Raw genomic sequence first — 13,445 nt, 5'->3', positions numbered from 1 at the left:
GTTTTTTAGTATGCTGAATTAACCGCAATTAGAGAAAGGCTCGCAAAGCTTCATCAATAGTTTTGCGAGCCTTTGTGTTTAATGCCCATAATCATGTAGTACAAGTTCTATATAAAGTGGTACGATGTACTATAAACTATTGATTTCATTGCTAGTATCTTTGTGAAGGACATTAAGAGATAATTTCTTTTTTGTTTTATTGTCGATGAATTTAGTAGCGAAGAGATATGATGTTTGATATTTACAATAAGGATGGTTATAGAGCTATGAATAGCTTCCCTTCAAAATTTCGTGAGGACGGAAACCGTATGTTTTATAGTAAGGTTTCGAATATAAAAGAGTTGAGAGCTCAGGAATTGAAATTCAAAGTACTGGAAGAAAGATTTCAATTTGCTCTGGAAGCTTCAAACACGGGTGTTTGGGATTGGGATTTAAAAACGAATACTGTTTATTATTCGTCACAATCTTTTAAAATCCTGGAAATAAATTCTACTGATATTTTTGATAATCCAGAACGTTGGGATGAAATTGTACATCCAGATGATCTGGAAGAATATTACGCTACTATAAATGAGCATTTTGATAATAAGACTCCGTTTTATGAAAATTTTCATAGAGTATTAACCTCTAGCGGAAAATACAAATGGATTTTAGATAGAGGAGAAGTTATAGAGCGTGATTATAAAGGAAAGCCATTAAGAGTAATAGGTACTCATACTGATATTACTACTCAGAAAGAAAAAGAATTGGAGTTGGTAAAAACAATGAAGCTATACAGTGAAAAGAATAGCCAGTTATTGAACTTTTCTCATATAGTGGCACACAATTTAAACTCGCATGCAGGGAATTTAAAATTGCTTTTGGATATGATCGATGCCGAAAATAAAGGCATGGAAAACAGTGAAGCATTTAGTTATTTAAGAACCGTATCGAATGATTTGAATAATACAATTGCCGATTTATCTCAAATTGTAAATATTCAGAATAACCAAAATATTATTGTAAAACCATTAAACTTAAATTCATATTTAAAGAAAGTACTTGATATAGTAAGTGCATACAAATACAAAAATTTTGGTACAATTATAAATAACATCCCAGAAGAAGCTACAATTAATTTTAATCCGGCTTATCTGGAAAGCGTCTTATTGAATTTTTGCACCAATGCTATTAAGTATGCTGATCCGGAAAGAGCTTTAATAATTGAATTTAATTTCTTTATAGAAAATGGCAAAAAAACATTTACTATAACTGATAATGGTTTGGGAATAGATTTAAAAAAACACGGGGATTTGTTGTTTGACATGTATAAAACATTCCATAAACATGAAGATGCACACGGAATAGGTTTGTATATAACAAAAAACCAGATTGAATCAATGAATGGAGCTGTAAACGTCGCAAGTGAAGTTGGGGTGGGAAGTACGTTTACAGTGACATTCAATGATTAAAAAGAATAGAATATATAATAGATAATAGTTTTAAAAATGGAGAAATTTGTAATTACAAAAAATACAAATGATGAGTTTCAGTTTGAATTTATAAATAAAGAAGGAGAGATACTTTTAAGAAGCAGCGGATACACAAGAAAATTTATGTGCGAGAAAGGAATTGAATCTGTAAAAACAAATTCACAAGACAGCACAAAGTTTTACAAAAAAACAATTTCTGATAATAAGGTTTATTTCAACTTAAAGGCCTTTAACGGAAAAATTATCGGAATGAGTAAAATGTACGATGATAGAATTTCGCGCGATCAGGGAATTGAATTTTTAAAAGAAAAAGCACTTCATGCAATTACAGAAGATCAATCAAAATTATCAGAAAAAAATATAAATTCTGAATCGATAGCATGTTGATTTAAAATAGAATAAACATAGTTACTTGTAGTAAAAAAGAAAGTCCTCCAGAATTTAATTTTTGAGGGCTTTTGGTTTATAATATTACAAATCTCGCTTTGATTTAATGACTAATAAAAAGTTAGTAAAACAGATAAAAGGGATTCTAAATTGTTACAGTAATAAAATATGATATAGATTTTGGGTTAATTTTTTTGATAGTAAAAGTATTTATTTGTTCCTTTGTATCGATAATTATAGATATCTAGATATGATTGAATTGTTTAAAATGTTGTCTAATGAGCATCGTATACTCATTTTATCATGGTTAAAGGATCCGCATGCTCATTTTGCAATTGAGGATATAGAACCAGAGGTAAAGGATTATGGGGTATGTATGAGTGTTATACAAAAAAAAGCAGGTATTTCTCAATCTACAACATCATCGTATCTATCGTCAATGGTTAGTGCCGGCTTACTAAAATCAGTGAGAGAAGGGCAATGGACTTACTACAAACGTAATGAAGAAAAAATCCAGGAATTAGGAGATTACATTAAACAAGCCTTATAATTTTTGTTTTTATAATAACAAAAAGAATATTTTAGGATGTTGATTTAAAATAACAGAGGAAAGAACTTATAAGTTCTTTTTTTTAAACTATATAATATCTATAATTCTAGATATCTAATAATATAAGAATATTGAAAATAATTTTGCAAAAGCTCACAAACATTAAAATTACATTAATATGGAAAATTCAATAAGAACTTTCGAAAATCACAAAGCATTCAACCGCATTTATGCTCCAAACAAATTAACAATAGGTCTTTTTTTGCCACTAGATCTTTATGCTGGAGATCTTACAATCTTTAATAATCACACTAGCTATATCAAACAAATTGACGAAAAGAATTTTGGCGCTATCTGGGTACGAGATATTCCATTGTTTGATCCTAGTTTTGGCGATGCTGGTCAGGTATATGATGCATTTACTTATCTCTCATACCTTGCGGGACAAACCAAAAATGTAGCTTTAGGTACAGGAAGTATTGTATTGCCTTTTTGGCATCCAATCGCCTTGGCTAAAATTACTGCATCTTTGGATCAATTATCAAATAACAGATTAATCCTCGGAGTTGGTTCTGGTGATCGTGCTGCCGAATTTCCTGCATTCGGACTGCCTTTTGAAAAACGTGGGGAACGTTTTAGGCAAATATTACAAGAATTCCGTCAAATAAGCCAAGAATCATTCCCTAAAATAAATTCTGAATTAGCTTATCTAAATGGTGTAGATCTGCTTCCTAAACCTGTGGCAAAATCCATTCCGGCTTTTGTTACTGGATCAAGTCAGCAATCATTAGAATGGATAGCAAATAATAGCGATGGCTGGATTACATATCCAGGAGCTACAGCTCATAAAAATGATACGATTCGCTTGGGCGAAAAAATAAATGCTTGGAGAGAACTTATTCCGAACCAGCAATTCAAACCACATATGACTAACGAATGGATTGAGTTGGATGAAGATCCATATTTCCCCAGAACACCACTAAGAGGAGGATTTGTACTAAAAACAGGAAGATTAGGACTTATCGATTTATTGTCAGAATGGCAAGAAGCTGGTGTAAATCATGCAGCATTAGGTATTCAGTTCAGTAAACGACCAATACCAGAAATTATTGATGAACTGGCAGAGGAAGTCTTGCCTCACTTTCCATCACTAAATAGTTAAATATTAATAGAATATAATTACAGTGTTGTAGTAAAAAAGAAAGCCCTCCAGAATCAAATTCAGGAGGGCTTTTTAACTTGAGAATAAATTTATTTTTTAGATTCTTCTACAGAAACTTTTCTAAATTCTTTTAATAATTTCTCTAATTCTAAAGTTGATTTACGAGCTCTTGGTCCAGCTGCTTTCACACCTTTGTCCATTAAAGACTCATATTCATTTTTGAATGTTTCGAATTCAGTTGTAATTTTGGCGAATAAGTCGTTCATGATAATGCTTTTATTTAATTAAGGCGCAAAAGTAAAATTTTGTTCGTAAGTACTAAATAATTTGCTGTTAAAATCATTATTTTTTTTCAAAGCACACAATCCTAATGTTTTAGGGACTTTAAAACATAATAATAGCTTAAAATTACACTAAAAACGAAGTTTTTTTTCAATTAATAGGGTGATTTTTTTTACAAAAAAAGGTCAGGAATCATCTAATTATGTCAGCCAATAGGCTGTACAGCACATTTGAATGTTTTTTGCTAAATGATTTTTTCACGTTCATTTCTATTCCTGCAACAATTCCAGACTTTACGGCACCTCTACAGCATACTCAAAAGGGATTAATCTCATTGGTAGATTATGAGTTTAAAAAGCTTTTCGGCTAAATCCCTCAATCTGGGTCAAGACTTCTGTAATCATAAATACTCGTTCATTAAAATCATTTAAGAATAAGCCGCCGTATGTCTTTACAAATTCTTTAAATATTGGCCCTTCTACATGTTTAAAAAATGCATCTTGATTTTCGTAGATTTCCCAGAATACAACTTCGCCAGCTGGAGGCGTGGGTAAACTTTTTTCATTAAAATTAGGAATATGTACCATATACAATAATGTTTCGGGTTCTTTTTCATTTACATCCTGAGCAAGTTTTTTTAAAGCTGCAGTTGCTTTAACTTCATTTCCGGGTAAAATGGTCCATTTTGCGATTAGGGGATAATACATAATTGGTTTGTATTTAGTTTATAGATGAATTAAAATATTAGTTTAAAGAGATTATACTTCTACATATTCAAATGTTGGTCCTGCACATTCTCCATTTGCTAACGGAATATTTAATAATTCCAAAGCTTTATATTTAAGGTCATACATTACCGCAATACCTTTTATTAGTAAATCGGGATTACCGCTTACAGCATCATTTATATTATTAAGCAGGGTTACATATACTTTATTAAAATCAATGGCTTTTTGTAATAGTTCGGGATTATCTTTATAATCTTTCATTTTAGGATTTGCTTTCATATTATAAACCGATGACCAACTTACGGTAAACGGGCGGCCTGTAGGTACGCTTCTTACTGGCATCTGAAAATTAGTATCATTGGCACTATACATACGCCCATAACTTATTTCCTGAAACTTGAAGTAATGTGCATATTCAATATCTTCTCCAAACATCACATGATCTGTAGCAATAGTTCCGTCTATACCTTCGCCTTGACCAACGATTTCATCAATGGCTTCTTCAGCCTCTTCATAGTTTGTAACTTTTGTAATCTTACCACCACTACCATAATAATGCTCAGGAGTTATCTGGCGTTTAGGATCTCCTTTAAATATTTTGCCTTCCGATTCTCGGTTCAGGCGTTCTAAACCATATCGTATGGCTTCATAAAATTGTCCTATACTATCAAAATTCTTTGTAATTGGCGCATTAGGATCCGATGGTCTTTCGATCGTAGAAAATTCTTCTAATGCTTCTTTAGAAAATTTAAGCAAGTGTACTTTAAATGCTGGTGCTCCTTCGGGAACAACTGGTCGAATATCTCCGGGCAAAAAAGTAGGGTAGGAAGGGATGATATCTTTTACATTAAAAAGTTTTTCACCTTTTTTTATACTTTTAGGATCAGTGATTGCATTAAGAATATTAGATACTAATATCATGTGCAACATTTCCTCTACAACTACGCTTCGTATTAGCGCAGCAGCCTCGACATTGCTCCCCTCTTTTATGGTGTAAAGTCCGCATAGATAAGGTGGTATTGTCGAAAGTTCTAGTTGCAATGCAGTCCTAAGGCATCGCTGAAGATGTTTTATATCTTTGATATAGTTCATTACATCATCCTGAGACATTTTTAGCTGAACAGGAAGATCTTGAATTTGCAAAGCGTCGCCTTGTAGAGCAATCGAGTTTGCGATTTCTTGTGGCGTGTCCAAATGGGTGAGAGGCTTGATTAGTTTCTGACGCTTCGGATTATTTTTTTGAAAGAAATTATTTTCCATGATTTAATTATTGTTCAAGTTGTTTAAGAATAGCTTCTGCGGCTTTAAAAGTCAGGGCAGACATTGTTAGAGTAGGGTTGGAGGTGCCTAGAGTAGGCATATTGCCACAGCCCACAAGAAAAAGGTTTTCATGATCCCAGGTACGCATATCTGTATCTACTACAGAGTCTTGCTTAGTAAATCCCATGCGGTGAGTTCCTACAATATGTCCAGCACCTGCAAAACTGTATCCTTTGCCTTTATAGGTTACATAATCAGGGTCTACTCCGGGTTTGTACTTTGTAAAATCTTTAATACCACATTGATCAAACAATTGCTCAGAAACAATTTCTGATGCCTCAAAAGCTTTTAGCATATACTCCGTTGCGTTGTAGTGAATAACGGGTCTGTAATTATCGATATTATCCTTGTATACAGGATCAATTGTTACACGATTGTTTGGGTCGGGAGCTTGTTCGCATTCAAAGTGAGTAAAGAATTGTCGGGTAACACGATCTTCGATTCTATCACGTAGTTTTTTACCAAATGCACCTTCGCTAACAGCCTCACTTACATCTGATCCTGGAGAAAATGTAGGCCATGCCCAACCCCAGTTATCCAATGGTAATATCCATGCGGCATGGTCTTTACGAAATTCTCCATCACGAAATGTTGGAATATTGGTAGTAGAGCCCGGACCGCGATACGGATAAATAGGTTCTTTGGCAAGTCCCCATCGTAATACCGTCATGTGATCCATTAAGTTACGACCTACCTGATCACTACTATTGGCAGCACCAGAAGCAAGTAGTAATTTGGCGTTTTCTATAGCACTAGCAGCCATTACATATATTGTTCCTTTGGCAGTAAATGTTTCGTATTTACTAGAGTTACCGTTTACATATTTTTTATATTCTACACCGTTTATCCAGTTAGAAGTTTCGTTTATTAATAATCGGGAAGCTACAGCTTGTGTTTTGATGGAGAGATTTCCCATATCACACTTTCTAAGCGTTTTTAATGCGTTATACTTAGCTTGTACAGGACAAATAGGAACGCAGCTTGCATTACCTTCGCAACGTTGCCCAGTATAAGGATCCCAGTTTGACCCCACAGGATTATAATCTACTTTTGATTTGTTTCGGGTTATATCCAGTTTCTTCGTACCCGGATTCCAAGCTACACCATCAATATCATAATCTGTATTAGGAATAGAATTTCGACCTTGTGGCGTACTAATGCAATACAATTTGTATGCTTTATCATTAAGTATAATTTTACTGTTTTTGTCTATTACATCAGTCATTACTTTATCGAGATAACTTATCGGGATGCCTTTCATAGGAAGTACGTAATCCTTATTATAGATACTTTTTTGCTCAATAGGATAGTTTTGATCCTTTACATCTCCAGAAACACCAATTTCATTTTCGGCCATTTCGTAGTAACGGTTCATATCTTCATATTTAATAGGCCAATCTACAGCAACACCATATTTTGATTTCATTTTAAAATCATTCGGTAACATTCGGAGTGTTGTACCTAACCAGTGTAAAGTCGTACCACCAGGAGCACGGGTACAGTCGCTTGCAAAAGGCAATGGTCCCATTTGTACTAAATACCCATTAGTAGATGGCTTGTTTTTTTGCATCACCTGTAAGTCTAATACATTTATAGATTGTGCATCTTTTACATCGGGATAAGGTGAGTTTGGTACTTTTGCGGAAGCAGTATAAAAAGTAGTAAGATAGTCTTGATAATTTTTGTAATTAGCTTCCTGATCCATAGCTATACCTGCTGTTAATCCAGCTTCGAGCATCAATACTTTTTTTCCTGCATTGGTGAGCAATTTTGCCACTATTGATCCAGCTATTCCAGATCCAACAATTACCACATCATAACTATTATTTTCCATTTGAAACTTTTTTAGCAGTTGATTGTTTAACTGAAAGAGGAAGATCTGACCATGAACCATAGCCTGGTTGTTTAGCTCCAGGCGGGTGTGCATGTATCGCATCCCACATTAAACCTTGTATGTATGAAGCTGATGATACTACATTCCCGTTCCAATTTCCTGTATACCAAAGAACAATTATACTTTGAGCTAGATTGCCATAAGAAGATGTAGGCATAAACTGTGTAGCCAGTGCATGTTCGATAACTTTTGGGTTCTGTTTAGAATCGATGAGTAGTTTATTAAAATCGATAAAGAAGTAATCAACGTCTTCTTTATTTATATTTTTAAGAATGGTATTGTAATAACTTTCCTGCATTCCAGTAGACTTAAGTTCTGTTTTACTAAAACCGGTAAGTAATGCCGAAGCTTCTAAAAAAAGTTTAGAATAGGGGATAGGTTCCATAAGATTGGTTTGGGGGATTTAGGTGTTAATTAATAATTTAGGTTTCTATTACATTATTTTTTTGATTTTTACTTACGCAGAATGATTATAAATAACTGATAATCAATACGTTTGTATAGCTAAAGTATATAAAGGAGATAGTGTAGCAATACGTGTTTTTACCTGTTTTTTTTATATAGCTACTTTATTGATGCAGCAATAATTAGCCTTAAGAGTTATCTTATTAACAGGTTGTTAGGTTTTATCTTATATTTATTTATAATAAACGAAAAGTGCTTATTAATTGAAAATAGTTTAATGTTTTACTCGTATTAATGAAATAAAATAAATTGCATTTTACTTCTCTCTTTAAATCAATAAAAATGGCTTAGACCCAATTTAAAATTGGGATTGTCTTGCCATAAAAAGTAAATTTGTGAAGTGCGAAAAGTTATTCCTTACATATTCATCTTCTTAATAGCGTCTAACATTGGCTTCTTTCAGCAATTTTATAAATTGCCTGTATTACTTGAGCACTTTAAGGAACATCAGCAAATAGGAAATGTAAGTTTTATTGATTTTTTGGCCATGCATTATTGGGGCGATGATTTAAACGATAATGATGGTGATCGCGATATGCAACTTCCTTTTAAAAATATAAGTGGTTATTCATTACAGCTTGTATTTATACCTACAGATAAACACACCATTTATATACCTTTTAATACGGGACTTAAAGAGTCTGCTATTATTCCTTATACATCCAACCTGTATTCTAACCCTGCCTTATTTTCGGTATTTAGACCTCCTATAGCATAATTTAATTTTTCAAATTTTTTATTGTAGTTAAGACATTTATATGTCTCAGCTATAGCATTATTATATCTAAAAATTAAATCAAATTATGCTTAATAAGATAATACAATTCTCAGTTAAGAATAAACTGGTAATTGGCGTCTTTACATTGCTATGGATTATTTATGGCGTGTATGAAGTTAGTCGTTTACCAATAGATGCTGTACCAGACATCACAAACAATCAGGTACAAATTATTACAACCGCTCCATCCTTAGGAGCCGAAGATGTAGAGCGTCTTATAACATTCCCGATAGAACAGGCGATAAGTAATATTCCGCAGCTTAAAGAAAGCCGCAGTATTTCGCGTTTCGGACTTTCGTTAATAACAATTGTTTTTGATGATGATACAGATGTGTATTGGGCGCGTCAGCAGGTTGCCGAACGTTTGCAAAAAGTAGAAATAGACAAAAATGCTAGTAAACCCGAAATGGCTCCTGCAACAACAGGATTGGGCGAAATATACCAATATGTTGTAAAACCACAACCGGGTTACGAAGCCAAGTATTCTCTTGAGGATTTACGAACAATTCAGGATTGGACAATTCGAAGACAACTTTTAGGAACTCCCGGAATTGCCGATGTAGCTACTTTTGGAGGGAAATTAAAACAATATGAAATTGCCGTAAACCCTGCACGATTAAAAGCCCAAAGTCTTACTATTAAAGAGGTATTTACAGCTTTAAGTAGTAATAATGAGAATACAGGAGGAGCTTATATCGAGAAAGGCCCAACAGTACTTTATATCCGAAGCGTTGGTCTTACCAAGAATATAAGTGATATCCAGAATATTATTGTAAAAAATACCCAAGCAGGAACTCCAATTCTTATAAAAGATATTGCCGATGTAAAAATGTCTTCGGCAATACGTTATGGAGCTTTAACCACAGATGATCTTGGAGAATCTGTAGGTGGAATTGTTATGATGCTTAAAGGTGAAAACGCAAATAATGTTATCGTAGATGTAAAAAAACGCGTTGCCGAAATAGAAAAAATCTTACCAGAAGGTTTAAAAATAGAACCTTTTCTAGACCGTACTAAAATGGTTGATAATGCTATTGGTACAGTTCAAAAAAATCTTATCGAAGGTGCATTGATTGTTGTCTTGGTATTGGTGCTGTTTTTAGGTAATCTGCGTGCAGGATTTATTGTAGCATCGGTGATCCCATTAGCAATGTTATTTGCTATTATCATGATGAATACCTTTGGCGTAAGCGGAAATTTAATGAGTCTTGGCGCTCTTGATTTTGGTTTAATAGTCGATGGTGCTGTAATTATAGTCGAGGCCATATTACACCATATGCACAGCACTAAAAAGTACAAAAATGTCGATAGTGTTTCGCAACCAGAAATGGACAAAGAAGTTGCTAGTTCAGCTGGGCGTATGATGAATGCGGCAGTATTTGGACAAATAATTATCCTTATAGTATATCTTCCTATATTATCATTAGAGGGAATAGAAGGTAAAATGTTTAAACCAATGGCGCAAACCGTTGCTTTTGCCATTTTAGGAGCATTTATCTTATCGCTTACCTATGTGCCAATGGTTAGTTCTTTATTTATAAGTAAGAAAGTAAACCATAAACCTAATCTTTCCGACCGAATTATGGCAAGGTTAGAATCATATTATGAAAACTGGCTAACTAAAGCTTTACGAGTAAGAAAATCTATCGTTATCTCGGCATTTGTTTTATTTGGTATTGCAATGTTTTTGTTTACACGAATGGGTGGTGAGTTTATACCACAACTAGAAGAAGGAGATTTTGCCGTAGAAACACGTTTACTACTAGGAACAAATTTATCGACAACTACAGAAACAATTCAGAAAATTTCGGCTGCTCTTAAAAGTAATTATCCCGAAGTTGAAAAAGTAGTATCGAGAATTGGTAGTGCCGAGATTCCTACGGATCCAATGCCAATAGAAGGCGGGGATATGATTATTGTTTTAAAAGATAAATCGGAGTGGACAAGTGCTTCATCTTTCCCAGAACTGGCAGATAAAATGACCGAAACAGTAAAACAAGTTGCTCCCGGAGTTACGACTGGTTTTCAATTTCCTGTTCAAATGCGTTTTAATGAACTTATGACTGGTGCAAAACAAGACGTTGTATGTAAAATTTATGGAGAAGATCTTGATAAACTTGCTGAATATGCCGAGAAATTAGGCAATATTGGTAAAACTGTAGAAGGGGCGACAGATCTATATGTGGAGAAAGTTACAGGAATGCCACAAATCGTTATAGATTATGATTGGGCCGAAATGGCTAAATACGGAATCTATGTTTCTGACATTAACCAAACCGTAAATGCAGCTTTTGCAGGTGCAGTTGCTGGTAGTATTTATGAAGGTGAAAAACGATTTGATATGGTTGTTAGGGTAGAAGCGAGCGGACGAAAAGATATATCTGATGTACGTAATCTATTAATCGCAACACCATCAGGAATGCAAATTCCGCTTTATCAAGTTGCATCGGTAAAAGAAGTTGAAGGTCCAAACCAAATACAACGAGAAGATGCTAAAAGAAGAATCATTGTTGGTTTTAACGTTAGAGGACGAGATGTAGAATCGATTGTAGAAGAATTACAGAAAAAGGTAAATGCGCAGATAAAATTTGATCCAGGATATTATATCACTTACGGAGGAACTTTTGAAAACTTACAACAAGCAAAATCTCGTCTTGGTGTTGCTGTACCAGCTGCATTATTTATGATTCTGGCATTGCTATATTTTGCATTTAGATCTCTTAAAGAAGGAATTATAATATTTACAGCAATTCCTTTATCGGCAATTGGTGGGGTATTTGGACTTGCATTGCGTGATATGCCTTTTAGTATATCTGCAGGTGTTGGTTTCATTGCATTATTTGGAGTAGCAGTACTTAACGGAATTGTTTTGATATCGGAGTTTAACCGAATACAGAAGCTGGGCGAAATAACTGATCCGTTTCAAATTATCATTACAGGAACAAAAAACAGGTTGCGTCCTGTATTAATGACAGCCGCTGTAGCATCGTTAGGCTTCTTGCCAATGGCTTTAAGTAATGGTGCAGGTGCAGAGGTTCAACGTCCACTTGCAACAGTAGTTATAGGAGGATTAATAACGGCAACTTTACTTACGTTGTTCGTGCTTCCGTCTATTTATTTAATGACATATCATACCAAAGTATTTACTAAAAAAATGAAGAAACATAAAATCGATAAATTGACATTATTACTTGTTGGTTTATTAATTACAGCTTCGGTTCAGGCACAACAACGACCTATATCTCTTGATGAATCATTGTCTATTGCGATTCAGAATAACAAAAGAGTGAAATCGGCACAACTGAACGAAAAATCAAAAGAACAACTCCAAAAATCGGCTTTTGATATTCCGAAAACAGCTTTAGATGCAGATTATGGGCAGTTTAACAGTGGTCTTAACGACACTCGTTTCGGCATTAGCCAAACATTTGCTTTCCCAACTGTTTATAGCAATCAGAGAAAGGCTTTAAAAGAAGGTTATAATGCTGCCAAAGCTGAATCTCAGTTAACGGCACAACAAATTAAATCGAATGTGAGGAATCTATTTTATTCCTATATCTGGCTAAATAGTAAAAAAGAACTATTGGCTTATGCTGATTCTATTTACAGATTAATGGAACAGAAATCGGATTTGCGTTATAGAGCCGGAGAAACAAATGTGCTTGAAAAAAGCGCTTCTCAATCGGCAAGGCAATTCTATACCAACCAACTTACAATGGTAAACAGGGATATAGATATAACAATACGATCTTTTAATGCTGTTCTTCAGGATAGTATAATTCATGTTCCAACAGCAACTAATATCAAGAATGAATTTAATGTTTCGTTAAACGAAAAATCAAATTCGGCAGAGTTGCCACAAATAAAACTGTCCAATCATATTGCCGAAACTGCAAAATGGAAATGGAAAACAGAACAAGCTAAGATGCTACCAGATATTACATTGGGATATAATAATTTGAGTATAATAGGTGCTCAAACCAATGATGCTGGGCAAGAAGTATATTATGATAGCAGCCATAGATTTAGTTATGTAAATCTGGGATTATCTATTCCGTTGTTTTATACAAGTCAATCAGCACGAAATAAAGCTGCTAAAACAGAATACGAAACGTATAAAACAATGGCAGAAGCAGCAAAAATTGAAGTGAAAACGGATATTTCGAATGCTATAAGTGAGGTAGAGAAGTATAAAGAAAGTCTTAATTATTATGAGAATGATGGGCTTAAAAATGCATCGACTATAATTGATGCTGCCAATAGTCAGTTAGAAAATGGAGATATTGATTATCTACAATGGGTATTGGTGGTAAACCAAGCAATTACAATAAAAAGTGAATATCTAGACAGGATTAATGATTATAATAAAGCCATAATTAATCTGCAAACCATTAATAATTTATAATA

General features: G+C 34.0%; 11 protein-coding genes. 6 read left to right on the top strand and 5 right to left on the bottom strand.

What is annotated here, in order from left to right:
• Positions 1–227 precede the first annotated feature (227 nt).
• The 4 genes from OA93_RS16985 (at position 228) to OA93_RS16970 (ending at position 3,571) form a co-directional block, all read left to right on the top strand.
• Entirely contained in the window at positions 228–1,451 is a 1,224-nt protein-coding gene (locus OA93_RS16985) for a PAS domain-containing sensor histidine kinase (RefSeq protein WP_052259504.1), read from the top strand.
• Between the two features lie 36 nt (positions 1,452–1,487).
• Entirely contained in the window at positions 1,488–1,859 is a 372-nt protein-coding gene (locus tag OA93_RS16980) for a YegP family protein (protein WP_052259503.1), read from the top strand.
• A gap of 250 nt (positions 1,860–2,109) precedes the next feature.
• Positions 2,110–2,409: a helix-turn-helix domain-containing protein gene (locus OA93_RS16975; protein WP_035628022.1), complete on the top strand. Its 300-nt coding sequence runs from the start codon at positions 2,110–2,112 to the stop codon at positions 2,407–2,409.
• Positions 2,410–2,587: 178 nt separating this feature from the next.
• Entirely contained in the window at positions 2,588–3,571 is a 984-nt protein-coding gene (locus OA93_RS16970; protein ID WP_039114699.1) for an LLM class oxidoreductase, read from the top strand.
• An 89-nt stretch (positions 3,572–3,660) separates the two neighbouring features.
• On the opposite strand, the gene OA93_RS16965 is transcribed toward OA93_RS16970, so the two are convergent.
• The 5 genes from OA93_RS16965 to OA93_RS16945 form a co-directional block, all read right to left on the bottom strand.
• Positions 3,661–3,837 (bottom strand): histone H1, encoded by a 177-nt coding sequence (locus tag OA93_RS16965; protein ID WP_035625350.1) that lies wholly within the window; start codon positions 3,835–3,837, stop codon positions 3,661–3,663.
• Between the two features lie 366 nt (positions 3,838–4,203).
• Entirely contained in the window at positions 4,204–4,560 is a 357-nt protein-coding gene (locus tag OA93_RS16960; RefSeq protein WP_039114696.1) for an antibiotic biosynthesis monooxygenase, read from the bottom strand.
• A 51-nt stretch (positions 4,561–4,611) separates the two neighbouring features.
• Positions 4,612–5,841: a ferritin-like protein gene (locus OA93_RS16955; protein WP_052259502.1), complete on the bottom strand. Its 1,230-nt coding sequence runs from the start codon at positions 5,839–5,841 to the stop codon at positions 4,612–4,614.
• A 7-nt stretch (positions 5,842–5,848) separates the two neighbouring features.
• Positions 5,849–7,735: a GMC family oxidoreductase gene (locus OA93_RS16950; protein WP_039114694.1), complete on the bottom strand. Its 1,887-nt coding sequence runs from the start codon at positions 7,733–7,735 to the stop codon at positions 5,849–5,851.
• A complete protein-coding gene (locus tag OA93_RS16945; RefSeq protein ID WP_039114692.1) occupies positions 7,725–8,180 on the bottom strand; it encodes a hypothetical protein in 456 nt (151 codons plus the stop codon). Before OA93_RS16945 ends, OA93_RS16950 begins: the two co-directional genes overlap by 11 nt.
• Positions 8,181–8,675: 495 nt before the next feature.
• On the opposite strand from OA93_RS16945, the gene OA93_RS24210 reads away from it, so the two are divergent.
• Both OA93_RS24210 and OA93_RS16935 read left to right on the top strand, forming a co-directional pair.
• The gene (locus OA93_RS24210; RefSeq protein WP_240474748.1) at positions 8,676–8,978 is read left to right on the top strand and encodes a hypothetical protein; all 303 of its coding nucleotides are present in this window, start codon (positions 8,676–8,678) and stop codon (positions 8,976–8,978) included.
• An 85-nt stretch (positions 8,979–9,063) separates the two neighbouring features.
• Positions 9,064–13,443 carry a CusA/CzcA family heavy metal efflux RND transporter gene (locus OA93_RS16935; RefSeq protein ID WP_039114690.1) on the top strand — a complete coding sequence of 1,460 codons (4,380 nt, stop codon included), beginning with the start codon at positions 9,064–9,066 and terminating at the stop codon, positions 13,441–13,443.
• The last annotated feature ends 2 nt before the right edge of the window (positions 13,444–13,445 follow it).

This window comes from Flavobacterium sp. KMS (assembly GCF_000813005.1).
GTDB lineage: Bacteria > Bacteroidota > Bacteroidia > Flavobacteriales > Flavobacteriaceae > Flavobacterium.
The sequence above is the reverse complement of the archived record's forward strand: the minus strand, read 5'-3'. Positions and strand labels throughout refer to the sequence as shown.